25 protein-coding genes are annotated in these 25,547 nt (G+C 35.2%); 14 read left to right on the top strand and 11 right to left on the bottom strand.

Annotation, left to right across the window (positions count from 1 at the left end):
• Positions 1-200: 200 nt before the first annotated feature.
• Complete coding sequence (gene mfd, locus ACNQGX_RS05710) at positions 201-3,566, bottom strand: transcription-repair coupling factor (protein ID WP_417974849.1); 3,366 nt, start codon at positions 3,564-3,566, stop codon at positions 201-203.
• On the bottom strand, positions 3,559-4,164 hold the full coding sequence (locus ACNQGX_RS05705) for a hypothetical protein (RefSeq protein WP_417974847.1): 606 nt from the start codon (positions 4,162-4,164) through the stop codon (positions 3,559-3,561). The genes mfd and ACNQGX_RS05705 overlap by 8 nt, the downstream gene beginning before the upstream one ends.
• A gap of 310 nt (positions 4,165-4,474) precedes the next feature.
• Between ACNQGX_RS05705 and ACNQGX_RS05700 the strand changes: the two genes are divergently transcribed.
• Positions 4,475-5,413, top strand: coding sequence for an L-threonine 3-dehydrogenase (locus ACNQGX_RS05700; protein ID WP_417974846.1), 939 nt, complete (start codon positions 4,475-4,477; stop codon positions 5,411-5,413).
• 72 nt (positions 5,414-5,485) lie between these two features.
• Here ACNQGX_RS05700 and ACNQGX_RS05695 read toward each other — a convergent pair whose 3' ends face one another.
• The 3 genes from ACNQGX_RS05695 to ACNQGX_RS05685 form a co-directional block, all read right to left on the bottom strand.
• The gene (locus tag ACNQGX_RS05695) at positions 5,486-7,360 is read right to left on the bottom strand and encodes a M1 family metallopeptidase (RefSeq protein WP_417974844.1); all 1,875 of its coding nucleotides are present in this window, start codon (positions 7,358-7,360) and stop codon (positions 5,486-5,488) included.
• Between the two features lie 60 nt (positions 7,361-7,420).
• The gene (locus ACNQGX_RS05690) at positions 7,421-9,043 is read right to left on the bottom strand and encodes a S8 family peptidase (protein ID WP_417974842.1); all 1,623 of its coding nucleotides are present in this window, start codon (positions 9,041-9,043) and stop codon (positions 7,421-7,423) included.
• A 75-nt stretch (positions 9,044-9,118) separates the two neighbouring features.
• Positions 9,119-9,979: an MBL fold metallo-hydrolase gene (locus ACNQGX_RS05685; protein WP_417974840.1), complete on the bottom strand. Its 861-nt coding sequence runs from the start codon at positions 9,977-9,979 to the stop codon at positions 9,119-9,121.
• A gap of 169 nt (positions 9,980-10,148) precedes the next feature.
• Between ACNQGX_RS05685 and ACNQGX_RS05680 the strand changes: the two genes are divergently transcribed.
• The 5 genes from ACNQGX_RS05680 (at position 10,149) to sufD (ending at position 14,664) form a co-directional block, all read left to right on the top strand.
• Positions 10,149-10,478, top strand: a complete 330-nt coding sequence (locus ACNQGX_RS05680; RefSeq protein WP_114753489.1) for a HesB/IscA family protein — start codon at positions 10,149-10,151, stop codon at positions 10,476-10,478.
• 51 nt (positions 10,479-10,529) lie between these two features.
• Complete coding sequence (gene sufB, locus ACNQGX_RS05675; protein WP_417974838.1) at positions 10,530-11,978, top strand: Fe-S cluster assembly protein SufB; 1,449 nt, start codon at positions 10,530-10,532, stop codon at positions 11,976-11,978.
• A 7-nt stretch (positions 11,979-11,985) separates the two neighbouring features.
• On the top strand, positions 11,986-12,474 hold the full coding sequence (locus ACNQGX_RS05670; RefSeq protein ID WP_417974836.1) for a flavodoxin family protein: 489 nt from the start codon (positions 11,986-11,988) through the stop codon (positions 12,472-12,474).
• A gap of 36 nt (positions 12,475-12,510) precedes the next feature.
• Positions 12,511-13,263, top strand: a complete 753-nt coding sequence (gene sufC / locus ACNQGX_RS05665; RefSeq protein ID WP_417974834.1) for a Fe-S cluster assembly ATPase SufC — start codon at positions 12,511-12,513, stop codon at positions 13,261-13,263.
• Positions 13,264-13,347: 84 nt separating this feature from the next.
• Entirely contained in the window at positions 13,348-14,664 is a 1,317-nt protein-coding gene (sufD, locus tag ACNQGX_RS05660) for a Fe-S cluster assembly protein SufD (protein WP_417974832.1), read from the top strand.
• Positions 14,665-14,685: 21 nt separating this feature from the next.
• Here the strand turns inward: sufD and ACNQGX_RS05655 are convergent, their stop codons facing one another.
• The 3 genes from ACNQGX_RS05655 to ACNQGX_RS05645 all read right to left on the bottom strand — a co-directional run bounded on the left by ACNQGX_RS05655 (position 14,686) and on the right by ACNQGX_RS05645 (position 17,013).
• Positions 14,686-14,790 carry an induction peptide AbpIP family protein gene (locus ACNQGX_RS05655; RefSeq protein ID WP_417974830.1) on the bottom strand — a complete coding sequence of 35 codons (105 nt, stop codon included), beginning with the start codon at positions 14,788-14,790 and terminating at the stop codon, positions 14,686-14,688.
• A 34-nt stretch (positions 14,791-14,824) separates the two neighbouring features.
• Positions 14,825-15,514: a hypothetical protein gene (locus ACNQGX_RS05650; protein WP_417974828.1), complete on the bottom strand. Its 690-nt coding sequence runs from the start codon at positions 15,512-15,514 to the stop codon at positions 14,825-14,827.
• 122 nt (positions 15,515-15,636) lie between these two features.
• Positions 15,637-17,013, bottom strand: coding sequence for a serine hydrolase domain-containing protein (locus ACNQGX_RS05645; RefSeq protein ID WP_417974826.1), 1,377 nt, complete (start codon positions 17,011-17,013; stop codon positions 15,637-15,639).
• Positions 17,014-17,352: 339 nt separating this feature from the next.
• Here ACNQGX_RS05645 and ACNQGX_RS05640 point away from each other — a divergent pair, with 339 nt between their 5' ends.
• From ACNQGX_RS05640 to ACNQGX_RS05610, 7 genes are all read left to right on the top strand, one after another.
• On the top strand, positions 17,353-18,567 hold the full coding sequence (locus tag ACNQGX_RS05640; RefSeq protein WP_417974824.1) for an aminotransferase class V-fold PLP-dependent enzyme: 1,215 nt from the start codon (positions 17,353-17,355) through the stop codon (positions 18,565-18,567).
• 11 nt (positions 18,568-18,578) lie between these two features.
• The gene (locus tag ACNQGX_RS05635) at positions 18,579-19,010 is read left to right on the top strand and encodes a hypothetical protein (protein WP_235831697.1); all 432 of its coding nucleotides are present in this window, start codon (positions 18,579-18,581) and stop codon (positions 19,008-19,010) included.
• A gap of 2 nt (positions 19,011-19,012) precedes the next feature.
• Positions 19,013-19,432: a SufE family protein gene (locus tag ACNQGX_RS05630; protein ID WP_417974822.1), complete on the top strand. Its 420-nt coding sequence runs from the start codon at positions 19,013-19,015 to the stop codon at positions 19,430-19,432.
• A gap of 13 nt (positions 19,433-19,445) precedes the next feature.
• Positions 19,446-20,162 (top strand): hypothetical protein, encoded by a 717-nt coding sequence (locus ACNQGX_RS05625; protein ID WP_417974820.1) that lies wholly within the window; start codon positions 19,446-19,448, stop codon positions 20,160-20,162.
• Positions 20,163-20,185: 23 nt separating this feature from the next.
• The gene (locus ACNQGX_RS05620; protein WP_131914683.1) at positions 20,186-20,509 is read left to right on the top strand and encodes an SUF system Fe-S cluster assembly protein; all 324 of its coding nucleotides are present in this window, start codon (positions 20,186-20,188) and stop codon (positions 20,507-20,509) included.
• A gap of 81 nt (positions 20,510-20,590) precedes the next feature.
• The gene (locus ACNQGX_RS05615; protein WP_417974818.1) at positions 20,591-21,100 is read left to right on the top strand and encodes a DUF2480 family protein; all 510 of its coding nucleotides are present in this window, start codon (positions 20,591-20,593) and stop codon (positions 21,098-21,100) included.
• A 37-nt stretch (positions 21,101-21,137) separates the two neighbouring features.
• Positions 21,138-21,986 (top strand): DUF3078 domain-containing protein, encoded by an 849-nt coding sequence (locus ACNQGX_RS05610; protein WP_417974816.1) that lies wholly within the window; start codon positions 21,138-21,140, stop codon positions 21,984-21,986.
• Positions 21,987-22,235: 249 nt separating this feature from the next.
• Here ACNQGX_RS05610 and ACNQGX_RS05605 read toward each other — a convergent pair whose 3' ends face one another.
• Positions 22,236-22,859, bottom strand: a complete 624-nt coding sequence (locus tag ACNQGX_RS05605) for a hypothetical protein (RefSeq protein ID WP_417974813.1) — start codon at positions 22,857-22,859, stop codon at positions 22,236-22,238.
• A 203-nt stretch (positions 22,860-23,062) separates the two neighbouring features.
• Here ACNQGX_RS05605 and ACNQGX_RS05600 point away from each other — a divergent pair, with 203 nt between their 5' ends.
• The gene (locus tag ACNQGX_RS05600) at positions 23,063-23,266 is read left to right on the top strand and encodes a hypothetical protein (protein WP_417974811.1); all 204 of its coding nucleotides are present in this window, start codon (positions 23,063-23,065) and stop codon (positions 23,264-23,266) included.
• Here the strand turns inward: ACNQGX_RS05600 and hflX are convergent.
• Positions 23,263-24,504: a GTPase HflX gene (gene hflX / locus ACNQGX_RS05595; protein ID WP_417974808.1), complete on the bottom strand. Its 1,242-nt coding sequence runs from the start codon at positions 24,502-24,504 to the stop codon at positions 23,263-23,265. The two genes, ACNQGX_RS05600 and hflX, sit on opposite strands and share 4 nt — an antisense overlap.
• A 136-nt stretch (positions 24,505-24,640) precedes the next feature.
• Complete coding sequence (locus ACNQGX_RS05590) at positions 24,641-25,507, bottom strand: hypothetical protein (protein ID WP_417974806.1); 867 nt, start codon at positions 25,505-25,507, stop codon at positions 24,641-24,643.
• Positions 25,508-25,547 lie beyond the last annotated feature (40 nt).

Here is a 25,547-nt window from a genome sequence, read left to right as displayed (position 1 = left end):
AAATAATATTTCATAGCATTTTTTCGTTTTGCTACGTTCTGCTAACAGCTAACTTGCATATATACTTGACTCTATCACAAATTCATAATAAAGCTAATTTATAAAAACTTTATAAATCATTAAAGAGACTTTTCCTTTTTTGTCTAATCCTAATAAGAAGTAATTGACACAATAGCACTATTCTTTGATTATATTTTGTTCTACTTCCCCAACAACTCCATCAATTCCAATGCTTTTCGTGTCGATTTCACATTATCAAAAGTCAACAGCAATCGTAAGCCGTTTGGCGTTTGTTTTTCTTTCATTTTACAAATAGAACTGTGCGTTTGCACAAATTGTAGCACCTGATGAAAGCGATTCGACTGATAATAATCCGATTGTTGATCAGACACAAAGTACCCAATCATCTTGCCTTGTTTCATCACCAATTTCTCGATTCCAATGCGCGTGGCAATCCATTTGATACGGATGCTATTCATTAATGCATTGGCTCGTGGTGGCAAAGGACCAAAACGGTCAATCAGTTTATTCTGAAAAATGATGAGTTCTTCTTCGTTTTTCACACCGCCCAACTCATTATACAAACTCAATCGTTCCGAAACATTATTGATGTATTCATCCGAAAACAACAACTCAAAATCGGTATCGATTTGCAGGTCTTTTACATATTCTTTGGTTTCCAAATTGTTTTCCTCAGGATACAAATCCTTGAATTCGTTTTCTTTCAATTCATCGATGGCTTCATTCATGATTTTTTGGTACGTATCAAAACCGATTTCGTTGATGAAACCACTTTGTTCCCCACCCAATAAATCACCGGCACCACGAATCTCTAAATCTTTCATCGCAATATTAAATCCACTTCCCAACTCGCTGAATTGTTCCAAAGCTTGAATTCGTTTTCTGGCATCATCGGTCATTGCTGAATACGGCGGACAAATAAAATAACAGAACGCTTTCTTATTACTACGACCTACTCGACCACGCATTTGATGCAAATCAGACAATCCGAAATTATTGGCATTATTGATAAAAATCGTGTTCGCATTGGGAACATCTAAACCGCTTTCGATAATAGTGGTAGCCACCAAAACATCAAATTCTCCGTTCATGAAAGCCAACATCAATTCCTCCAGTTTTTTTCCTTCCATCTGGCCGTGACCAATTCCTACTTTGGCATTGGGTACCAAACGCTGTATCATTCCGGCAACTTCTTTGATGTTTTCTATTCGATTATTGATAAAGAAAACCTGTCCGTTTCGCTGGATTTCATACGAAATCGCATCCCGAATCAACTCTTCACTGAAACCAACCACATTCGTCTCAATAGGATAACGATTAGGCGGAGGCGTAGTAATTACGGATAAATCACGCGCTGCCATCAATGAAAACTGTAAGGTTCTCGGAATTGGCGTTGCCGTTAAAGTCAGCGTATCGACATTTGCAGCAATGGTTTTGAGCTTGTCTTTTACGTTGACACCAAATTTCTGCTCCTCATCCACAATCAATAATCCAAGGTCTTTGAAAACTACATTTTTGTTGACTAATTGGTGTGTTCCAATGACAATATCGAGTTTTCCTTCGGCTAATTGTTTTAAAGTTTCCGCTTTTTGTTTGGCAGTTCTAAAGCGGTTTAAATACCCAACAGAAACCGGCATATCTTTCAATCGTTCCGTAAAAGTTCTATAATGTTGGTATGCCAAAATTGTCGTAGGAACTAATATTGCAACTTGTTTGCTGTTATCCACTGCTTTAAAAGCGGCACGAATGGCCACTTCGGTTTTACCAAAACCTACATCACCACAAACCAAACGATCCATCGGGCGATCACTTTCCATATCGGCTTTTACTTCTGCCGTCGATTTGGTCTGATCCGGTGTATCTTCGTAAATAAAGGAACTTTCCAGTTCATTTTGCAAATAACTGTCGGGCGCAAACTGGAATCCTTTTTCGAGCCTTCTTTTGGCATACAATTGAATCAAATTGAATGCAATATGTTTGACGCGTGCCTTGGTTTTTTGCTTTAAAATCTTCCAGGCATTCGAACCTAATTTGTAAATTTTGGGTGGCGTTCCGTCTTTTCCGTTGTATTTTGAAATCTTATGTAGCGAATGAATGCTCACATACACGATATCATTATCGGCATACACGAGTTTGATCGCTTCTTGCGTTTTTCCCTCGACTTGTATTTTTTGCAAACCTCCAAATCGCCCGATTCCGTGGTCAATATGCGTCACATAATCACCAACTGAAAGTGTCGTGAGTTCTTTTAAAGTGATATTCTGTTTTTTCGAATACCCATTTTTGATGCTGAATTTATGATAGCGTTCAAAAATCTGATGGTCGGTGTAACAGGTTATTTGATTTTCTTCGTCAATAAATCCTTGGTACAAAGGCAAAACAACGGTATGATATTGTTTTCTGATATTCTCAGAATTCGCTTCGTCCAACGTTTCGAAAATATCATGAAATCGTTTGGCTTGGGCATCATTGGAACAAAATAAATAATTTTTGTAGCCATTGAAATGATTTTCATTCAGATTATTCAACAACAAATCAAACTGTTTATTGAACGACGGTTGCGGCTGAATGTGGTATTCGAATTTTTTCGTAGTTCTAAAAATAGCCTTCGGACTCAATTCCACAATCGAAAAATCCAACGCTCTTTTTATAAACTCAGTTTGATTTAAAAACAATTGTTCCGGTGTGGAACGTTTTATTTCCAGTGATAATTTTGCGAAAGCTTCTTCGGCTTTGCCAAATTGTTTGTCTAATTGTGATAAAAAATCTTCGGTATTCTGAATAAAAATGACCGTTTTCTCCGAAATATAATCCAAGAAGCTTTCCCGGTTTTCCTGAAAAATTTTGTTCTCCACATTTGGAATTATCGTAATTTTCTTCTGTTGTACAATCGACAATTGCGTCGCTACATCAAAACTACGAATACTCTCCACTTCGTCTCCAAAAAACTCAATTCGGTACGGATTATCATTCGAAAACGAAAACACATCAACAATTCCTCCACGAACCGAAAATTCTCCGGGCTCGGTAATGAAATCGACTCTTTTGAACTCATATTCAAACAATACTTCATTGATAAAATCGATAGAGATTTTGTCTCCAACACTAACTTTCAACGTGTTTTTGTCCAATTCTTTTCGAGTTACCACTTTCTCGAATAATGCTTCGGGATAGGTGACAATAACGGCCGGTTTTTTGCGGGAATTGATTCTGTTGAGCACTTCGGCGCGAAGCAAAACATTCGCATTGTCGGTTTCTTCAATTTGATACGGACGACGGTATGAACCGGGATAAAAAAGCACATCTTGTTCCCCAATCATTTGTTCTAAATCGTTCAAATAATACGCCGCTTCCTCTTTATTGTTTAAAACAATTAAAAAAGGAAGTTCGGCTTTCTTGAAAATCGATCGGATTACAAACGAAAGTGCGGAACCCAAAAGTCCCGACAGCTGCATTTTGACTTGATTGTTTTCCAATAAACGAGCAACAATTTGCTGGGTTTTTGGCGAATTATCGTAGGTATTGTATAAGGCTGTTTTACTCAACGCGTGGCAGATTTGGGTCGATGATTGGTGTGTTAGGAATGGCTCTTGTGGTGTCCATCATTTTCAATAAATCAGATTCTCCTTCTTCAAGCGGAATTTTACTTTTCTCCACAATTTTGTCCATTTGTCTTTGTAGCGAAACCAATTCCAAATTGATTTCTGACACTAACAATGTCACTTTTTTATCTGGAATGTTATCCAAATGAATGAATAAATCCAACAATCGCACTTTAGTGATTAGAGTCGAAATCCTGCTTTTTATTTGAGGTTTATTGTATTCATAAGGAATGTTGTCGTTCAAAGCCAATACTTTTTTAGAAAGTGCCTCCGATTTTTTTTGAAAGGCGCCAATGGTTTTATTAGGTTTTTGAGCCAGTTCAGCCAAAAAAATACGCCATTCGTTCCAAGATGCGATACTTTTTTCAGAAGCCTCGGTTACAGGCGTATCATAAAAAACCCAGCCTTTCTCTATGTTTTTGAAAATGACTTCTCTTTTTTGCATCTCTTTTTTATTTTCAGCAATGCGTTTTTGATTGTCATTTTTACAGGACAATAAAAGAAAAACCAGAGAAAAGAAGACCGTTATTTTATATTTCATGTGTAGCTATTTATTATTTTTAATGGCTGTATGTCATTCGCATACTGTCTTAATTTTGTAAACTAGAACCAGTTATGCTGATTTAAAAATCAGCATTAATTAAGGTACAAAGTTACAAAGTAAATTTACAATTACGAATTACAGCATAGGAATAACAATCTAATATTCCTGAAGCATTTTTTATTTTTAAAAAATAGTAACTAAAAAATAAATTCTAATTTTTATCGTCATTTTAATATTTTTTATAATCATTTTATCAAAGTTATTTTATTTGCGAAAACATTATCTTTGCTTTTCAAAACAGACAAAAATGAGTACTAAAATATTGATTATTGGAGCTTGCGGACAAATTGGAACGGAGCTTACACAAAAGCTGCGAAAAGTATACGGAACAGAAAATGTAATTGCTTCGGATATCCGAAAGTTAAATACTGATGTGGTAAATTCAGGTCCATTTGAAGTGGTGAATGCCTTGGATTTCAATCAGATTGAACATTTAGTGGAATTGCATCAAATTGACGAAGTATATTTGATGGCCGCATTATTATCAGCAACAGCCGAGAAAAACCCTGCATTTGCTTGGGACTTGAATATGAATTCGTTATTTCATGTTTTGAATTTGGCGAAAGCCGGAAAAATAAAAAAAATATTCTGGCCTTCGAGTATTGCCGTTTTTGGACCAACAACTCCTAAAGAAAATACGCCTCAATATACCGTTATGGAGCCTTCAACGGTTTACGGAATCAGCAAACAAGCGGGCGAAAGATGGTGCGAATACTACCATAATATTTTTGGTGTAGACGTAAGAAGCATCCGTTACCCGGGTTTAATCAGCTGGTCATCGCCTCCTGGTGGTGGAACTACGGATTATGCGGTGGATATTTTTCACAAAGCACTTTCGGATAAAACATACGAATGCTTTTTATCCTCAGAAACTAAAATGCCGATGATGTATATGGACGATGCCATTGCTGCGACTATCCAGATTATGCAGGCACCGGTAGAACAAATAAAAATTCATTCTTCGTACAATCTAGCTGCAATGAGCTTTACGCCAACGGAGATTGCTGCCGAAATCAAGAAACATATTCCTGAATTTACCATTTCTTACAATCCGGACTTCCGTCAAAAAATAGCCGACAGCTGGCCTGCGAGTATTGATGATGCTGAAGCCAGAAAGGACTGGAACTGGAAACATGAATTTGATTTAGCATCGATGACTAAAGATATGTTGGAGCATTTGAAATAGTTTCCTTAAAAATAAAACCAAAAAAAAGTCTAGTTTAAAAACTAGACTTTTTTTATGGCGTTTCGATAAAAATTACTTTATCTCATACGTATTGTTTTCCTTTTTCAAATCGGCCATTAATCCACTTGGATCTATGGAGATTTTCTTGATGGAAGCTTTCGATTTAGCAATGTTAAATTCAAAAGTTGGATACGCCCAAGCCCAATCATTCAAAACTGTTCTTTTTACAGCAGGATTTGGGTTTTCTTTTTCAAAACTCATCATTCGCAACGGAATGTAGAAACTTTCTGTTGTTCCATCCGTATACTCCACTGTCAAATCAATTGGCATTGGCATTCTTCCAATTCTTTCTAAAATAACCGTTGTTTTATCCGCATTTTCTTTTACATCCTTGATACCATAATCAATAGTATTGGTGGTTTGTGTCCAATCCGTCAAATACCAATCCAGATTTGCTCCAGAAACTCTTTCGGCAGATCTTTTGATATCATTTGGTGTAGGATGCTTGAATTTAAAATCGCTGTAATATTTTTTCAAGGTTTTGAATACATTTTCTTTACCTATTAAGTATATCAATTGCGCCAAGAAAACTTCACCTTTACTATAGGAAGTAACGCTGTATACTTTGTTTTCATCAAAACGATCCGCATGTGTTCCTTGTGGTAATTCTTTCCCTGAATTTACCATTGCAAAATACCCTTTATATGCTCCTGCAAATGGATTTTCTACTTTTTTAGCCTCGATTTCATTCAGTCCAAAATCTTCCAAGAATGATGTAAATCCTTCGTCCATCCATCCGTGTTTAGATTCATTGGAAGCTAAAATATGTTGGAACCAAGAATGTGCCATTTCATGTGCGGTTACGCCTAGCAATCCGTCAAAAGTACCTTGACCCAGAATCAACGTACACATTGCATATTCCATTCCGCCATCGCCACCTTGAATCACAGAATATTGTTTGTATGGATAATCTCCAACCGTTTTGTTGTAAATTTCCATCAACTGAACCGTTTTTGGTTGCAGGTTTTTCCAGTTTTGAATGTATTTTGGATTGTTTTTATACAAGAAATGCAAATCAACGTCATTAGGTCCTTTTACTACATCGTGAATGTAATTCTTATCAGCAGCCCAAGTAAAATCATGAACCATTGGCGCATTAAAATGCCAAGTCAACGTTTTTGTTTTCTTTGGAACAGACACAACAACACCTTGGTCTTGATAGCCGTGACCAATTTCGTTTTTGTTTTGCAAATAACCGGTACCTCCTAAAACATAAGCTGCATCAATAGTAATATTTACGTCAAAATTCCCCCAAACGCCATGAAATTCTCTGGCGATATACGGATCAGCATGCCAACCTTCAAAATCAAATTCAGCAAGTTTCGGATACCATTGTGACATGGATAATGCTACGCCTTCGGCATTATTTCTTCCGGAACGACGAATCTGAATTGGAACCTGACCATCAAAATCTAATGTAAATGTAGTTTTAGTATTCGGCAGTATTGGCTTAGCCAAAGTCACTTCAAGAATAGTCCCAACCTCTTTTGCATTAGCAACTGCTCCATCTTGTTTGAAATTAGAAATTCGCAAATAACCAATTTCATTTGGTTTCAAATTTTTGATTCGGCTTTCTTTGACTTCGGTATCGCCAACTTTTATTTTGGTAACCATTCTTGCATCTGGATCTTTGATGCTTTGGATTCTGGCATCCATTTCGCTTCCAGGCTGAAAGGCATTATTGAATAAGTGATAATATACTTTTCTCAAAGTATCAGGAGAATTATTGGTGTACACCAATTCCTGTTTTCCTTTGTATTGGTATGTTTTTACATCCATGGAAACATCCATTTTGTAATCGACATGTTGTTGCCAATACGAAGTGTTCTGAGCCAACAGACTTCCAAAACTTAAGGAAAAAATAGAAAATAAAAGTAACTTTTTCATGTAGGTTAAAATAAAAATGGAAGGGCAAATTGCCCTTCCATGTAATGAATTGTTAAAATATTATTTAGACATTTTCTCTGCCATCAGTAAAGCATTATACGCATTTACTATTTTTCCTGATTGAGACAAAGTCGTAAAAGAACGCGTGTCATTTGCTTTTCCACCTACAATAACATCCGTTGAAATTGCAACTCCTGAATCCATCAAAATATGTTTTACCTGTTTAGCAGATAATTTTGGATAGTACGAACGAATTAATGCGGCAACTCCGGCAGCATTTGGCGCAGCCATTGAAGTTCCTTGTAAATATTTATAAGTATTGTTTGGAGTTGTAGCGTAGATTTTTACTCCGGGAGCAAAAACGTCAACATTAATTTTTCCGATATTAGAAAAACGAGCCACTACTTTATTTCCGTATTCAAAATTCAAAGCACCAATGGTGATTAAATTATCAGCAAACTCCGTTACTTTATCTTCAGAATCGTTAGGAAAATTTTCTGACAAGTCAATATCTTTAGCATCATTACCAGCAGCGTGAACAATTAACACATCCTTTTTTTCTGCATATTTTATAGCATCATAAACCCATTGTTTATGTGGAGAAAAGCTTTTTCCGAAACTTCCGTTGATTACTTTGGCACCATTATCCACTGCATAACGAATTCCAAGTGCAATATCTTTATCGTATTCATCTCCGTCTGGCACCGCACGAACAGTAAGAATTTGAACATTATTAGCAACACCATCACCACCTAATACGTTGTTTCTACTTTGAGCAACAATTCCGGCAACGTGAGTTCCATGAAGAATTTCGTTCTTATCTGGCCCCATCACATTGTTATTTCCGTATTTAGTATCAGTAATATCATTTGGATTATCACCTACCACTTTACGGTAATCCGTTTTCAGATTGTCTCCGTTTATAAGCGCAATCTGATCGTCTAATTGTTTTTGAACAGCAACTTTTAGATCAGCTATTGGCAATCCATAAGAAAGCATTTGTTGCATAGCCGCTTTGCTCTTTTGTGTTGCCGGTTCTTGCGAAACGATTGCATTAACTTCTTCAATTGTGTACACTGGCTTGCCAAAATGTTTTACTAAAGCAGCATCTCCTTCGTTTAAAGTCCCCAACATTTGCTCTGAACGTGTTTTTCCTGCAGCTGCATCAGCTACTTTTTTGTCGTTCAATGCTTTTGCAGCCTGATAGGTTATCTCATCAACTAAGCTTTTATTTTTAATGATTCTTTCGTATTCTAGATTCTCTTTGGTACTATCTCCAAGAAAATTCCAACCGTGAATATCGTCTATATATCCGTTTTTGTCATCGTCAATTCCGTTTCCGGCAATCTCTTTTGTATTGGTCCAAAGCACAGATTTTAAATCCTCGTGTTCGATATCCACACCAGAATCTACAATTCCAACAATTACAGGCACGCCTTTTTTACCTTTCAATAATTCAGCATACGCTTTGTCAACACTCATTCCAGGAATGGTATCGGTTACAATATCTAAATGACTCCAACGTTTTAAGTCGTTTTCAGTTATTGGTGCCTTTTTTGTAATGTTCAAAGGTGCACTTATGGCAACTAGCCCAGAAGTAGTTGAAACTTGTTTTGAAGCGCCACACCCTACTAATGCTAAGATTGCAAAAGCAGAAATGTAAATAGGTTTAATGGTATTCATCTAAAATGTTTTTGTTGATTTTAAAATATTTGTCTAAAATAATTTTTTTTGTTACAAAAGGCGTTATGATTAACACTATGTTAAGATTTCGTTACAGGTAAATCTTTCTTTCAACCGAACTCCTTTTTCGGTTTTTTGTACGGTTATTATTTCATTATGTGCATCGTGTTCCAAGAACAAATAATAATTATTATCGGCAGCGGCATTTAGGAATTTTTCTTTTTCTGGCATGGTCAATAAAGGTCTGGTGTCATATCCCATCACATAAGGAATAGGAACGTGTCCGGCTGTTGCCAATAAATCAGCGCAAAAAACAATTGTCTTATCCTTATATTGTATGTGTGGAATCATTTGCTTTTCGGTGTGTCCATCAGCAAAGAAGATGCCAAAACCCAATTCTGATGTTGTTAAAAAATCCCCTTCTGGTCTTTGGATGAAATTCAACTGCCCACTTTCCTGCATCGGCAAAATATTCTCCGATAGAAAGGACGCTTTTTCTCTAGGATTTGGTTTGGTTGCCCATTCCCAATGATTTTCATTGCTCCAGAATTTGGCGTTTTTAAACGCCGGTTCGTAACCTGTTTTATCAGCGTTCCATTGCACACTTCCACCACAATGGTCAAAATGCAAATGCGTCATAAAAACATCGGTGACATCATCACGATGAAACCCGTATTTCGCCAACGATTTATCCATCGAATGTGTTCCCCAAAGCGAATAATAACCAAAAAATTTCTCTGATTGTTTGTTTCCCATTCCGGTATCTATCAGGATCAGTCGGTTGCCATCCTCAATCAATAAACAGCGTGCCGCAATATCAATTAAATTAGTTGAGTCGGCTGGATTGGTTTTGTTCCAAATAGTTTTTGGCACCACGCCAAACATCGCACCGCCATCCAATTTAAAATTGCCTGTTTCTATAGGATATAATTTCATGTTTTTTTATTTTTTTCGAGAGGAACCAAAGTTAAGGAATTCAAACGCTTTTATCCGTTTCGAATAGGTTTTTTCTATTTTTGCATTGGTTATAAAAATCGCATCAATTATGGAAAAAGCTTTTTATGCACTATCTTTGTGCTTAATTTAGACAAAATCAATATAAGCTATGATAAAAGTTTCTGACACTGCAAGAAAAAAAATCATCGATCTAATGAAAGATGATGGTTTTGATGCTGCAATCGACTACGTAAGAGTTGGTGTAAAAAGCGGCGGATGTTCTGGATTGTCTTATGATTTAAAATTTGATAAAACAAAAAACGAAGACGATAAAATTTTTGTTGACAACGATATCACTATTGCTGTAGAAAAAAAATCTTTTCTGTACTTAGCCGGAACAATATTAGAATTCTCAGGCGGAATAAATGGCAAAGGGTTTGTTTTCAATAACCCAAATGCCAATAGAACTTGTGGATGCGGAGAATCGTTTTCACTTTAAAAAATACCCTTTCAGGGTTTTAAACCCTGAAAGGGTAAATAAACATACAAAATGAGCAAATACACAGAAGACGACTTAAAAATCGAACTCGAAAATAAAGAATACGAATACGGATTTTACACCGAATTAGAATCAGAAACGTTTCCTATTGGTTTAAATGAAGATATTGTTCGTGCCATATCTCATAAAAAAGGAGAACCTCAATGGATGACCGATTGGCGTTTGGAGGCTTTTCGTGCTTGGGAGCAAATGACAGAGCCAGAATGGGCAAATGTGCATTATACAAAACCCGATTTTCAGGCCATTTCCTACTATTCAGCTCCAAAAGCGGTAGATCCTAATAAAACATTGGACGATGTAGATCCTGAACTTTTAGAAATGTATAAAAAGTTAGGCATCTCTGTTGATGAGCAAAAAATGATGAATAATGTAGCTATGGATATCGTAGTCGATTCGGTTTCAGTAGCTACAACATTCAAGAAAACATTAGGCGAAAAAGGAATTATCTTTATGAGTATTTCTGAAGCCATCAAAGAGCATCCAGAATTAGTTCGCAAATATTTAGGAACTGTTGTACCACAAAAAGACAACTTTTACGCTGCGCTGAATTCTGCAGTTTTCTCTGACGGATCTTTCTGTTATATTCCAAAAGGCGTTCGTTGCCCAATGGAACTTTCGACTTATTTTAGAATTAATCAAGCCGGAACAGGACAATTCGAAAGAACATTATTAGTTGCAGACGAAGGTAGTTATGTTTCTTACTTAGAAGGATGTACTGCTCCAAGTCGTGATGAAAATCAATTGCACGCTGCTGTAGTAGAACTAATCGCTTTGGACGATGCCGAAATCAAATATTCAACCGTCCAAAACTGGTATCCTGGAAACAAAGAAGGTAAAGGTGGGGTTTTCAATTTTGTGACCAAAAGAGGTATCTGCGAGAAAAACGCAAAAATTTCTTGGACTCAAGTTGAAACGGGTTCTGCTATAACTTGGAAATATCCTTCTGTTATTTTAAAAGGAGATAATTCAACAGGAGAATTTTATTCGATTGCTGTTACCAATAATTTCCAACAAGCCGATACGGGAACCAAAATGATCCATTTAGGTAAAAATACTAAATCGACGATTATTTCTAAAGGGATTTCTGCCGGAAAATCACAAAACAGTTACCGTGGTTTGGTACAAATTAGCGCCAGAGCGGACAATGCCAGAAACTTTTCGCAATGTGACTCGTTATTAATGGGGAACAATTGTGGCGCGCATACTTTCCCTTACATCGAAAGTAAAAATCCATCGGCAAAAATCGAACATGAGGCTACGACAAGTAAAATTGGCGAAGACCAAGTTTTCTATTGCAACCAACGTGGAATTCCAACCGAAAAAGCTATTGCTTTAATCGTAAACGGTTTCAGTAAAGAGGTTTTGAATAAGTTGCCAATGGAATTCGCAGTAGAAGCACAAAAATTATTAGAAATTTCTCTTGAGGGAAGTGTTGGATAATTTGAATATGGAAAACACGAAAGTTATTATTGTCGGTTCTTCCAGAAGCAATGGAAACACTTCAAAAATAGTTGATAAAATTTCCACCCAAATAAATGCTGATGTTATTGATTTAAGAGATTATTCTATTTCCTATTATGATTATGAAAGCGAAAATAGAGCCGATGATTTTTTGCCTTTAATATCTTCAATTATTGAAAAATATGACACGCTAGTTTTTGCAACACCCGTTTACTGGTATGCGATGAGCGGGATAATGAAAGTGTTTTTTGACCGTTTTTCTGATTTAATCAGAATCGAAAAAGAATTAGGTCGGAAATTAAGAGGTAAAAATATGTTTGTGATTTCAAATTCTGATGAAGATCAATTGGATTATGATTTTTATTTACCCTTTCGATTATCAGCGGAATATTTAGGAATAAAATATTTAGGAGAAAAGCATTTGTCCTATCAAACAATAAAAGACCAAGAACGCATCAATAGTATTTTAGAATAAAAGAGAATTTAAATCCTTTTAAAATTAAAGAAACAAATGTTAAGTATAAAAAATTTACACGCCTCAATTGGGGATAAAGAAATATTAAAAGGGATTAACCTTGAAGTGAAAGCGGGAGAAATTCATGCGATAATGGGACCAAACGGTGCCGGAAAAAGTACCCTTGCTTCCATCATTGCAGGAAACGAAAACTACGAAGTAACCGAAGGTGAAATCTCTTTAGACGGTGAAGACCTTTCTGATTTGGCACCAGAAGAAAGAGCACATAAAGGAGTGTTTTTATCGTTCCAATATCCCGTAGAGATTCCAGGAGTTTCAGTAACGAACTTCATAAGAACAGCCATCAACGAAACGCGTAAAGCAAACGGTCAGGAAGAAATGCCGGCTAAAGATATGCTGAAAGTGATTCGTGAGAAATCGGAATTATTAGAAATTGACAGAAAATTTTTGTCTCGTTCTCTAAACGAAGGTTTTTCTGGTGGAGAGAAAAAACGTAACGAAATTTTCCAAATGGCGATGTTGGAACCAAAATTGGCTATTCTTGATGAAACCGATTCTGGACTTGATATTGATGCCTTACGTATTGTTGCTAATGGCGTTAACAAACTAAAAAGCGACAAAAATGCTATCGTAGTGATTACGCACTACCAAAGATTATTAGATTATATCGTTCCTGATTTCGTTCACGTACTGTACAACGGAAAAATTGTAAAATCCGGTGGAAAAGAACTAGCGCACGAACTGGAAGAAAAAGGATACGACTGGATTAAACAAGAACAAGAAGCGTAAAATTAGTTTGCAGTTACAGTTTGCAGTTCCGATAGCTATCGGAAGCACTCATAACTTATAACTCATAACTTACAACTACCAAAAATGGAATTGAAAGAAAAATTACTATCGTCTTTTATGGCTTTCGAAGAGCGTATTGATGTTCATTCCGAACTTCATGATGTGAGAACAGCTGCCATAAAAAACTTTGAAGATAAAGGTTTCCCAACCAAAAAAGACGAAGCTTGGAAATACACTTCGTTAAACGCCATCCTAAAAAATGACTTTACCGTTTTTCCAAAGCAAGAAAATGCAGTTGAATTCAACCACGTAAAAAAATACTTTTTACACGAAATAGACACCTATAAAGTGGTGTTTATTGATGGTGTTTTCAGTTCGCATTTATCGTCAACAACACACGACGGAATTGATGTTTGCTTGATGTCATCGGCATTGACCAAACCAAAATACAAAATGATTATTGATACGTATTTTAATCAAATTGCCAGCAAAGACGAAAGTTTAACTTCATTGAATACGGCTTTCGCCAATGAAGGAGCGTATATCAACATTCCAAAAAGTAAAGTGGCTGACAAACCTATTGAGATTATGTATTTCTCAACAGGTAATGAAGCGGCACTTTTGGTCCAACCAAGAAACTTGGTGATTGTTGGGGAGAATTCTCATGTTCAAATTATTGAGCGTCATCAAAGTTTAAACGAAAATCCAGTGCTAACGAATTCCGTTACCGAGATTTTTGCCCAAAAACGTGCTATCGTTGATTATTACAAAATTCAAAACGATACGCTTGAAGCGAATTTAATTGACAACACTTACGTTTCGCAACAAAAAGAAAGTCACGTTTCGGTTCATACCTTCTCCTTTGGAGGGAACTTAACGAGGAACAACTTGAATTTTTATCACTTTGGGGAACGATTGACAAGTACCTTAAACGGAATAACGATTATAGGCGAAAAGCAACACGTAGATCATTATACTTTGGTGAAACATTCGACTCCAAATTGCGAAAGTTTCCAAGATTATAAAGGAATCTATGCTGATCGTTCCACAGGAGTTTTCAACGGAAAAGTGTATGTGGAGAAAGATGCTCAAAAAACGAATGCGTTCCAAAAAAGCAATAACATTTTATTGAGCGACAAAGCGACTATAAACGCGAAACCGCAACTGGAAATTTTTGCTGATGACGTAAAATGTTCTCACGGTTGTACCGTTGGACAATTGGATGAAACGGCGATGTTCTACATGCAACAACGCGGAATTCCTAAAAAAGAAGCTAAAGCGTTATTGATGTATGCGTTCTCGAATGCAGTTATCGAAAACATTAAAATACCGGAATTAAAACAACGAATCACCACGATTATCGCCAATAAATTAGGCGTGAAATTGGGATTTGATTTGTAGTATTAGTAATTAATTATAATTTTAAACCCGACAGATTTTAGAAATCTGTCGGGTTTGTTTTTTAGGAGCTATTCCCGCTATACATTGCAATCTTTTTTCGGTAAAAACCTCAAAAAGGATTTTCATTTCTATCGGGGCTAAAAATGTTTCCTTTAATTACTTAATTAATAATATAACTAACCAAAGTACTTTCTACCGTACTTCCATTAATAGTATTTATTGATTTTACTGGTCCAACTCCTTTTGCATACCAATATACTGATTCTGTAATAGTAGTTTGGCCTTGGAAATTTACTTCTTGTCTAAAACTCATTTTAATGACACTCGCATAAACCTTATTATTCACTGTTATACTTGCATCTTTTTCTAATATAACTCCCAAATATTTTATAGTTGTGTCAAAAGAAGAAAAGTTAGAAGCATCTGTAACACTTACCTTGGAAGTAACACTACCGTTCCATTGTTCATTAACCGCCAAATTATCTTTCAACATTGGCAATTCATAAGAACTCATTTTAATAGTAATGCCATTTTCAGTCAGGTTTAAATCTCCTGTCTTTAAAAAATAAGTCGCTCCTTTTTTAACTGCCCAAGTTTGTAAATTATAGGCATTGTCCGTTGAAACTCGATAATAAGCAGTCCCTCCAAAATTATCTGTACCTGTGATTTTCACAGGAGAAATTACGGAACCATTTTCATTATAAATCCATTGATTGTTTATAGCTAAAGGCCAATAATCGCCACTCGAAACCCCATTTGAATCATCAGAAATAGAATCATCACTAGAACAAGATGTAATTAATAAGGAAGAAAAAAGCAATGCGAATGCTAATAAAGTAATTTTTTTCATGTTAATATTTTTTTATTAGACCAATGTAAAACATTTTAAGCAGATTTATGAATTTTATTAACAACTTTGCTGATTTTTGTTAAAAAAAGACAAGCTATTAAAACTGCAATACATGGTGTTTTTTACTTCTTCAAACTCCCAATAATCCCTTTCAACATTCCATTAAAATCAAATTCAGGTTCTTCGGTCAAACCCATTCGTACAATCACTAAATCAAGTGACGGAATAATCGCCACCATTTGTCCTTGAAAACCGCTACAGTAATACATATCTCTTGGAACATCACGGAAAGATCCGCCGGAATTGAGCCAAAAGTGTCCGCCATATCTTCCGTCAGATCTATTCGTAGGAGTTGCAGTGTATTTCTCCCAACTTTCGTTGAAAATTTGTTCGCCGTTCCAGTTGCCTTTGTGCAAATACAACAACCCAAATTTTGACCAATCTCGTGTTGTAGCCCAACCGTAGGACGAGCCTACATAATTTCCGGCCATATCTGTTTCGATTACCATAGAATTCATTCCTATTTTATCAATCAATGCTGAATACCAAAAATCTAAATACTCCTGATGCGTTTTGAACTGCTTCCGCAAAATTCCAGAAAGTAAATTAGTAGTTCCCGAAGAATAATTCCACCGCATATTGGGTTTATATTCCGCCGGTTTCTCTAGTTGTACCCGAGTCATATCTTCGGCCTGAAAAAGCATTTTGGTGGCATCAGAAATGGCATTGTAATCCTCTACCCATTGTAAACCGGAATTCATGTGTAGCAAATCACTTGTTGTAATCAATTTCCGTTTGTCATTCGCCCATTCTGGAATTGGAGCAGGAGCATCAATATCAAATTTTCTTTGTTTCTCCAAAATCCCAAACATGGCGCTAGTAATACTTTTAGTCATGGACCACCCTAATAGTTTACTGTTTTTATCAAAACCGGTATCGTACTTTTCGGCAATGATTTTGTCTTTATAAATTACCAAAAGGGAACGCGTTCTTTTTTTGGTTTGCTTCGCCTGCTCGCCTTTTAGGCTCGAGTCACCTTTTTTATCAAAAGCATTGGCGACAGCCGCATTCAATTTAGTATAATCAACATTTGCAAAAACGGTGTCTTTGGGTTCGTTATTTCCATACGGAAAAGGCAAATTGTTGTTCAGTTTTGTTCTTTTCGGAACTAAATACGGTTTTGTAACATCAAAATCATCGTTGATTAAAGTGGCTCCCAAACCTTCGCGGTAAATTGCTTTTCGTTCTTTCAAACCATAAACCGAAGCAGCGGCAAACTTCCCGACATCTTCAATTTTGTTTTTGGCCAAATCAATCATATCGATATCATTGTCGCCTTTCTCAATCATTTCCTGTGAACGATTATCAATAAAATGTCCCGAAGCGATACTTTTGGCTGAAAAGCCGGATATTAAATCCAGTTTTGGATAGGTGGTGAATCCAAAATAAAAGATTCCGATAAAAGACGCAAAACCAACAAACTTCACTAATTTTTTCATACGTAGATACTATTTGTTTTTTATCGGAATATGGAATTCGCTTATCTCAATCAATTTTTGCATCACGTTTTCGGTATGCTCATTTCATAGTAGCTAATTGTAAAACAATGCAATATAATTATTTTTTAGCCACAAATTCAGGAATTCTATTTTAATGAAACACCGAAATTAATAGAAGTAAATTGGTTAATTCATGGCTAAAACAATTTAGTTTTTATTACTTTTGTATTTAGAAAAATTCTAAATAAAGAAACGCGATTAGAATTTTGATTATTTTAAAAGATTGTCATTATTGGCGTTCTATCTGACCAATAAAAAACAATAAAAACAAGCAGATAAATGTTAGACATAAATAAAATTAGAGCCGACTTTCCTATCCTTTCACAGAAAGTAAACGGAAAACCATTGGTTTATTTCGACAACGGAGCTACTTCGCAAAAACCACAGGTTGTGATTGATGCGATTTCAAAATATTATCAGGAAATTAATGCCAATATTCATCGCGGTGTGCATACTTTGAGCCAGCTAGCTACCGATGCTTATGAAACTTCCCGTGGTAAAATTCAAAATCATATCAATGCTAAATTCGCTCATGAAGTGCTTTTTACTTCAGGAACAACGCACGGAATTAATTTGGTGACCAATGGATTTGCTTCGATTTTAAAACCAGGTGATGAAGTCTTGGTTTCCGCATTGGAACACCACAGCAATATTGTGCCTTGGCAAATGTTATGCGAGAAAACCGGTGCGACACTGAAAGTCATTCCGATGAATGAGAATGGCGAATTAATTATGTCTGAATACGACAAATTACTTTCGGATAAAACTAAAATCGTAACCGTAAATCATATTTCGAATGCTCTTGGAACTGTCAATCCGATTAAATATATGATTGACAAAGCGCATGAAGTTGGAGCAGCGATTTTGATCGACGGAGCGCAAGCCGTTCCACATTTGAAACCAGATGTTCAGGAATTAGACTGTGATTTTTATGCCTTTTCAGGACATAAAATGTGTGGACCAACAGGAACCGGAATTTTATATGGAAAAGAAGCTTGGCTGAATAAATTACCGCCCTATCAAGGTGGGGGCGAAATGATTAAGGAAGTGACTTTCGAGAAAACAACTTATGCTGATTTACCCCATAAATTTGAAGCCGGAACGCCTGATATTGCAGGTGGAATTGTTTTGGGAACAGCCGTTGATTATTTGAATGAAGTTGGTTTCGAAAACATTCAAAAACAGGAACTGGAATTACTGGAGTATGGAACGCAACGCTTACTGGAAATTGAAGGTTTGAAAATTTTTGGTACATCGGCAGCAAAAACTTCTGTAATTTCGTTTAATATTGAAGGAATTCATCCCTATGATGTTGGTACGATAATTGACAAATTAGGAATAGCCGTAAGAACGGGTCATCATTGCGCGCAACCGATTATGAATTTCTTTTGTATTCCCGGAACGATACGGGCATCATTTGCTTTTTATAATACCAAAGAAGAAATTGACGTTATGGTTGAGGCTATAAAAAAAGCTAAATTAATGTTATCCTAAAATATAAACCCATGAAAATATTATCTTTATTGTTCCTGACTATTTTTCTAGGCAATGGTTGTGACAGCGCCAAAGCACAAGAAATAAGTACTGCTGTTATTGAGTACGAAGCCAATACCAGAGGCTTTTATCAAAAAATAACGATAAAAAATCAGATGGTTACTGTTTCAAAAGACAGAGATGGAAACGACAAACCGGTACCGAAAAAAATATCGGATGCCGACTGGAAAGAATTAGTGGAATATTTTAAAACAGTGGAACTGGATAGTTTGGCAACACTAAAAGCACCCACTCAAAAACGTTTTCATGACGGTGCGGCTATTGCCAATTTGAAAATCACTCACAAAGACAAAGCCTATGAAACGACTAGTTTTGATCATGGTTATCCACCTAAAGAAATCAAGAAATTCGTAAATAAAATAAATTCATTTGCTAAAAAATAATAATGAAAATTAAAGACATACAAGAAGAAATCGTTGATGAGTTTTCTATGTTTGACGACTGGATGGAGCGTTATGAATACATCATCGAATTGGGAAAAAATCTTCCTTTAATCAAAGAAGAATTCAAAACAGAGAACAATCTGATAAAAGGCTGCCAATCGAAAGTGTGGTTGCAAGGAGAGAAAAAAGATGATAAAATTGTTTTCACTGCCGATAGCGATGCTATTTTGACCAAAGGGATTATTGCCATATTAATCCGCACTTTTTCAAATCAAAGTGCCAAAGATATTCTTGATGCTGATATGGATTTTATTGACAAAATAGGATTAAAAGAACATTTATCCCCTACGCGCGCCAATGGATTAGTATCGATGATAAAAAATATAAAAATGTATGCTTTGGCATTCAACACGCTGAATTAATTTCATTATTCGTATGAAAAAAATATTTTTTATAATGTTAATTTTAGCATGCAATGTTGTTTTCTCACAAACAACATTGCCAGGAACATATTCAAAAATCAAATTTGTATACGAACAAAAATCGAACTTTTTCATTGAAAATGACAAAGTGTATGCAGACACATTATTACTTAAAGTTGAATATCCAAAATTAAAATTTTCAAAAGTAATAAGTCCGTTTGATTCGACAAAAATTATTGGATTTCTTGAAATTAAAAGTTTTAATAACGAAGACAAAAAAATACTGGAAAGTTATTTATATCATACAACTCATACGATAGAAGGAACCTATGATCTAAAAAAGAATAAAACTAAACTATTTTTCACGCGAGGAAATAAGGCTTTAAACGAAACTTTTAAAAAATATTTTGGAGGCAACTATAGTCCTTTTATATTCAATGTCGTTGTTGATTACAATGAAAAAAAAATACATACTAACTATCCAAGAATAAATTATACAAAATCGTTTGACTCACAATTAAAAAAGATAAACTTTATTAGTGACGATAAAACTTTAGGAACGTACACTTTTCAAACAAAAAAAGGTTTTCATACCAATGTAGTTACTTTAGACAAAAAGTACAATAATAAAATTACTCTTGATATTATATTTTCAAATAATGATTTTGGAGTTGATAAAATAGTCTCCCTATTTGATACAATTTCATTAATATCAGTTATTTACGAGTAATAAAATAATAAAAATTAAAAATTATGACACAAGAAATAGACACCACCGAGTTAGGGGAATCAATCGTAAAAATTTTAAAAACAATTTACGATCCGGAGATTCCTGTAGATATTTACGAATTAGGATTGATTTATGACGTAATGGTTAATACCGATTATGAAGTAAAAATCTTGATGACACTTACTTCACCAAACTGTCCTGTTGCCGAAAGTTTACCAAGAGAAGTGGAAGAAAAAGTAAAATCATTAGACAATGTAAAAGATGCGGAAGTAGAAATTACTTTCGATCCGCCTTGGAGTAAAGATTTAATGAGCGAAGAAGCAAAATTAGAATTGGGAATGCTTTAGAATTTAGTCATAAAGTTGAAAGTTATAAAGTCTCAAAGCAGTGACTTTATGACTTTCGACATTCGACTTTAAGACATGATTATGGAAGAAATAATAAATAAAGTTGCGAATAGCGTTTTGGAAGTTTTCGATCTCGAAGATTACTATCCAGAAGGAATTCATGTGCAAATCGATATTTCACAATGGCTTTTGGAAGGATTTTTATTAAAAGAAAAAGACTTTAGAGAACAGCTGAAAAATCACGATTGGTCACAATATCAGGATCAATATGTTGCTATTTATTGCAGCACATATGCTATTATTCCTACTTGGGCTTCTATTTTGGTTGCGATTCAATTAGCGCCATTTGCGAAGAAAATCATTAATGGAACTCTAGAGGATTTAAACGCTTCCCTTTATGAAGAGTTGTTGCCTAAAATTGATTATTCGATTTATAAAAACAAGCCTGTGATTATAAAAGGGTGTTCCAGAAAACCAGTCCCTATGCGTGCCTATGTATTGGCTGTACACTATCTGCAACCTTTTGCCAAAAGCATTATGTATGGAGAGGCTTGTTCAGCTGTTCCTTTGTACAAAGCACATAAAAAATAGCAGCATACGTTTATTTTATAATTTAAATCAAACAGACATGAAAAAAACAATATTTTCTCTAGTGTTACTTTTAGTGGCAATTGCTATTAATGCGCAAGAAACGGCAACAGACACCACAAAACTTTGGACTAAAAAAGGAAATATTTCTTTGCTTTTTAATCAATCTGCTTACAATAAGCAATGGTTGGGTGGCGGAACGTCAAACATAGCGGGAAATTTTGGTCTGAATTATGATTTTAATTATAAAAAAGGAGATGTTGTTTGGGACAATAAATTCATTCTGGCTTATGGATTAACCAAGATAAAAGGTGACGAAAAAACAGCCAAAACAGATGACCGTCTAGAATTGAATTCCCTTTGGGGCAAGAAAGCGAAAGGAGATTGGTATTATTCTGTTTTTTTTAATTTCAAAACACAAATGGACGCTGGTTATGATAAAGATGGAATTAGGCTTTCTCATTTTTTCTCCCCTGCCTATTTTCAATTTGGACCCGGAATGTTGTGGAAAAAAAGCAATAATCTGAGTGTTAATTTTTCTCCCGCGACTGCAAAATTAATATTGGTTCACGACCATTTTACTGAATTTGGTCCTTCATTTGGGGTTTTACAAGGAGACAATTCCAGATTTGAATTCGGCGCAAGCATTTCGGGATATTATAAATTCAATATCATGACAAATGTATCTGTAGAAAACAGATTGAATTTATATTCTAATTATTTAGACAACCCGCAAAATGTCGATGTCGATTATCAGATGAATGTGGTTATGAAAATAAACAAATATTTGTCAGCAAATGTGGCTGTACAGGCAATTTACGATGACAATTCCGTGCAAGCCGTTCAGGTAAGAGAAGTGTTTGGTTTAGGCGTTAATTACGGTTTTTAGAAAAACACATTTTTATAAAAAAAGACCTTTAGAAATTTCTAAAGGTCTTTTTTGTTCTGTAACGTCCTGAAATAGCCTTGTTTTTGTCATCCGCGTTGCAAACGCTACAATTTGCCTCTTAATTTAAGTAGGCACTCGTCACAGACGAGCACCAGAGAACGTGGACAAACGAGTGCCAGTGGGAAAATTACGATTGAAACCGCTAATTCCACTAAATCCCAGTCACTCCAAACGCCTGTTACCTGCTGGTTATTTTGGCATAAATCTATTCGGGTCTTCTTTGTTTATCGTTTCTTCAATTCTATTTTCGGTTTCTACTTTTTTGTCCTGGTAGTTAGTTTTCCCAATAAAAGTTTCGTTTTGTATGATTTCTTTTGCAGTTGAAACTACTGGAGAAATTCCGCTCAAACTTTCCCATTCTTTTCTTATTTTTAGTAATTTGATTAAATAAGGAACTAATAGAAATATTTCAAATCTTATATTTAGGTTGTTTAATCCATCTTTGAATTCTACAAATGGTAAAACTACCATAACAGCAAAACAAACAATTATTCCAAAAACAGCATCAATAATACCATAATTAACAGCCCAGTCTTTTTCCATCCAGAGACCATAAGAAACAACTATTTTAAAAATCATTATAGTGTTTATAAATACTCCAAGTGGAGAAAAAAACAAATTGGTTTCTAGACCATAAATGGTTGAATTGCCAATATCTGACCCCATTATATTTTTTGCAACCAACATGCAAATTCCTGCAAAACCCAAAAACAGGAATAAGAATATAAAAAATTTAATCCACTTAGGGATAAGTTCGCGTCTTCTTTTTGTAGATAAACTTTTTGATAAATTTTCGTTTAAAATGATTTCCATAATTATTATTTAATTTACTTGTTTTTTTACGTTTTTCTGGTTTTAACTAGCAGGTAACTTGTATATAGGTGTGACAAAATCACACAAAGCCACCCAAATTTGGGTAGATATGTGTGATAATTATCACACAATATTTAATTTCAAATATATTGATTTTTTCTTACAAATAGTCTAAAAAACCGGAATGGCAATTTAAAAAATCAATGGCAATTATATCCCGTAAATCCCGCATGAAGGATGGCAGCGGAAATCCTTTTATGCAGCGCAGCGAAATAAAAGATTGCAGCGTCCCGAAGCCTCGGGATCCTGACGCAGCTGAAACGCAGTGGAAGCTGGGACATGCCCAAAAAAAATCCCTCTTAAAATTTCAAAAGGGATTGATTTGCTTTTTAGCTTGGGAGAATTAATCGTTTTCTTCCTCTTCTTTCTCCACAGCGTCTTTATAATCCGGATATAAAAACTTATTGTACGGAAAACGGGTGATGTGAATGTGTCTTACGGCTTCATAAACGCGTTCTCTGAATTCCTCGAAATTTTCTTTGTTGGTAGCCGAGATAAACAAGGCATTTTGTTCGCCTACTCGACTCATCCAAGTCGATTTCCATTCTTCCAGCGTGTAATGTCTTGGCGTTTTTTCGGTCATTAAATCATCTTCATCAATAGTCAAATGCTTGTAGGCATCGATTTTATTGAAAACCATAATAACGGGTTTGTCATTCGCTTTGATGTCCAATAAAGTTTGGTTTACCGATGCGATATGATCTTCAAATTCAGGATGTGAAATATCAACCACGTGCAATAACAAATCGGCTTCACGAACCTCATCCAGTGTACTTTTGAAAGAATCCACCAGTTGTGTCGGTAATTTTCGAATAAATCCTACCGTATCCGAAAGTAAGAAAGGCAAGTTTTTGATGACTACTTTTCGAACGGTGGTATCAAGCGTAGCAAAAAGTTTGTTCTCTACAAAAACGTCACTTTTCCCAACGGCATTCATCAAAGTCGATTTTCCAACATTGGTATACCCAACCAAAGCCACACGAACCATAGCGCCACGATTGCCTCGTTGCACGCCCATTTGCTTGTCGATGGTTTTTATTTTCTCTTTCAATAATGCTATTCGGTCACGAACAATACGTCTGTCGGTTTCAATCTCTGTCTCTCCAGGTCCACGCATTCCAATTCCCCCTTTTTGACGTTCCAAGTGTGTCCAGAGTCCCGATAATCGAGGCAACATATAGATACATTGTGCTAATTCTACCTGCGTTCTTGCATATGAAGTCTCAGCACGTTGCGCAAAAATATCCAGGATAAGATGCGTTCTGTCGAGGATTTTACATTCCGTAATGATTTTAGATATATTTTTTTGCTGTGAAGGCGATAATTCATCATCAAATACCAAAGTCGAGATATCATTTTCTTTTACAAAAAGATGAATCTCTTCAATTTTTCCTGTTCCAACAAAAGTCTTGGGATTAGGGCGTTCCATTTTTTGCGAAAAACGTTTCACTACTTCACCACCTGCGGTAAAAGTCAAAAACTCCAATTCGTCAAGATACTCGTTAAGTTTCTCTTCACTTTGGTTTTGAGTTACAATACCAACAATAGCTGTTTTTTCGAAATTTATTACTTCTTTTTCTAACATGTCTTTGAATAAGCTACAAATTTAATGATTTGTAAGGTACTAACGTTTATTCAATCCTTTTTAAATTAAAGTAAACAAATTTCATACTGAATCTTAATATTAAAAAGGATAAAAATTTCCCTTAAAAAGGTGCTCCTTACTCGTAAAAATAAATTTTTTCAGTTTTTACTATCCCATTTTCTTCTATAAGGGAACAGGATACTGGGTAGTTTAAATTATTGTATTTGTATTTTCCGCTTTTGCCAATAGCATTTATAGCAGTAGAGGTAAAACTTAATTTATTATTATTAGATATTGATTCGAAATCAAATTCTTCTTCATGAAAAGAAACTAATGGCACAATAACTTTATAGTTTTGACCAAAAATGTTTTTCACTATTAATAAATCAGCTGAATTTTTATCATCAAAAGTATAGTTCTTCATTGATTTATCACCAATCAATCCTTTGTGTCTGACAATATTATCTTTGAAATACACATACTCTATTTTATTAACTATTTGTTGATTTCGATCTCTGGAGGAACGTCTGGCAACAAGACCATTCTCAACAATATATTCAATATCTTCAATTAGGGTTTGATGACTGTTACTTTTTTTAGTTACTGCTTTTACTCTTGATCCTTCATAAGTTATAGCAACTGTTTTAGTGACAAGTTCGCCACCTTCTTCGTATTTTTTGGTAAACTTCACTAGTTGCTCTTCTTTATTATAAGCATAATTCACAACCTCTTTCCAGTTGCTTCCTTGCCTTTCTTTGACAGTCATGTCTAATAATCCTTTTGGATTATAAAAAAAACTTTGGAGGACGTCAGATGTTTTAATGGACAAAAGCTTACCTTCCTTAAATAAAATGGTTCTGTTTATAATCTCGCCACTTTTTAAATTGCGGAAATTTGTCTTTACAACATTAATTTGCTTTAACTTAACTGAATTTTCCAAAATTTGGCTTTGTACAAAACGCGGGCTGGCCATCAAAAAAATGGCAATAAAGTAGATTTTCATTTGGTAATTATATCGATTTGGGATTGCCAAAATACAAAAA

Source organism: Flavobacterium glycogeni (genome assembly GCF_048286775.1).
Taxonomy (GTDB): domain Bacteria; phylum Bacteroidota; class Bacteroidia; order Flavobacteriales; family Flavobacteriaceae; genus Flavobacterium.
The sequence above is the reverse complement of the archived record's forward strand: the minus strand, read 5'-3'. Positions and strand labels throughout refer to the sequence as shown.

Bases quoted from the DNA above. Each gene is read 5' to 3' on its own strand.
- ACNQGX_RS05655 (WP_417974830.1), bottom strand. From the start codon at position 14,790: ATGAAAATCCTTTTTGAGGTTTTTACCGAAAAAAGATTGCAATGTATA.
- ACNQGX_RS05640 (WP_417974824.1), top strand. From the start codon at position 17,353: ATGTTAGACATAAATAAAATTAGAGCCGACTTTCCTATCCTTTCACAG.
- ACNQGX_RS05645 (WP_417974826.1), bottom strand. From the start codon at position 17,013: ATGAAAAAATTAGTGAAGTTTGTTGGTTTTGCGTCTTTTATCGGAATC.
- sufB (WP_417974838.1), top strand. From the start codon at position 10,530: ATGAGCAAATACACAGAAGACGACTTAAAAATCGAACTCGAAAATAAA.
- ACNQGX_RS05670 (WP_417974836.1), top strand. From the start codon at position 11,986: ATGGAAAACACGAAAGTTATTATTGTCGGTTCTTCCAGAAGCAATGGA.
- ACNQGX_RS05650 (WP_417974828.1), bottom strand. From the start codon at position 15,514: ATGAAAAAAATTACTTTATTAGCATTCGCATTGCTTTTTTCTTCCTTA.
- ACNQGX_RS05695 (WP_417974844.1), bottom strand. From the start codon at position 7,360: ATGAAAAAGTTACTTTTATTTTCTATTTTTTCCTTAAGTTTTGGAAGT.
- ACNQGX_RS05605 (WP_417974813.1), bottom strand. From the start codon at position 22,859: ATGGAAATCATTTTAAACGAAAATTTATCAAAAAGTTTATCTACAAAA.
- ACNQGX_RS05635 (WP_235831697.1), top strand. From the start codon at position 18,579: ATGAAAATATTATCTTTATTGTTCCTGACTATTTTTCTAGGCAATGGT.
- ACNQGX_RS05590 (WP_417974806.1), bottom strand. From the start codon at position 25,507: ATGAAAATCTACTTTATTGCCATTTTTTTGATGGCCAGCCCGCGTTTT.
- ACNQGX_RS05615 (WP_417974818.1), top strand. From the start codon at position 20,591: ATGGAAGAAATAATAAATAAAGTTGCGAATAGCGTTTTGGAAGTTTTC.
- ACNQGX_RS05600 (WP_417974811.1), top strand. From the start codon at position 23,063: ATGGCAATTATATCCCGTAAATCCCGCATGAAGGATGGCAGCGGAAAT.
- ACNQGX_RS05690 (WP_417974842.1), bottom strand. From the start codon at position 9,043: ATGAATACCATTAAACCTATTTACATTTCTGCTTTTGCAATCTTAGCA.
- ACNQGX_RS05610 (WP_417974816.1), top strand. From the start codon at position 21,138: ATGAAAAAAACAATATTTTCTCTAGTGTTACTTTTAGTGGCAATTGCT.
- hflX (WP_417974808.1), bottom strand. From the start codon at position 24,504: ATGTTAGAAAAAGAAGTAATAAATTTCGAAAAAACAGCTATTGTTGGT.
- ACNQGX_RS05620 (WP_131914683.1), top strand. From the start codon at position 20,186: ATGACACAAGAAATAGACACCACCGAGTTAGGGGAATCAATCGTAAAA.
- sufD (WP_417974832.1), top strand. From the start codon at position 13,348: ATGGAATTGAAAGAAAAATTACTATCGTCTTTTATGGCTTTCGAAGAG.
- ACNQGX_RS05705 (WP_417974847.1), bottom strand. From the start codon at position 4,164: ATGAAATATAAAATAACGGTCTTCTTTTCTCTGGTTTTTCTTTTATTG.
- ACNQGX_RS05625 (WP_417974820.1), top strand. From the start codon at position 19,446: ATGAAAAAAATATTTTTTATAATGTTAATTTTAGCATGCAATGTTGTT.
- ACNQGX_RS05680 (WP_114753489.1), top strand. From the start codon at position 10,149: ATGATAAAAGTTTCTGACACTGCAAGAAAAAAAATCATCGATCTAATG.
- ACNQGX_RS05685 (WP_417974840.1), bottom strand. From the start codon at position 9,979: ATGAAATTATATCCTATAGAAACAGGCAATTTTAAATTGGATGGCGGT.
- ACNQGX_RS05630 (WP_417974822.1), top strand. From the start codon at position 19,013: ATGAAAATTAAAGACATACAAGAAGAAATCGTTGATGAGTTTTCTATG.
- sufC (WP_417974834.1), top strand. From the start codon at position 12,511: ATGTTAAGTATAAAAAATTTACACGCCTCAATTGGGGATAAAGAAATA.
- ACNQGX_RS05700 (WP_417974846.1), top strand. From the start codon at position 4,475: ATGAGTACTAAAATATTGATTATTGGAGCTTGCGGACAAATTGGAACG.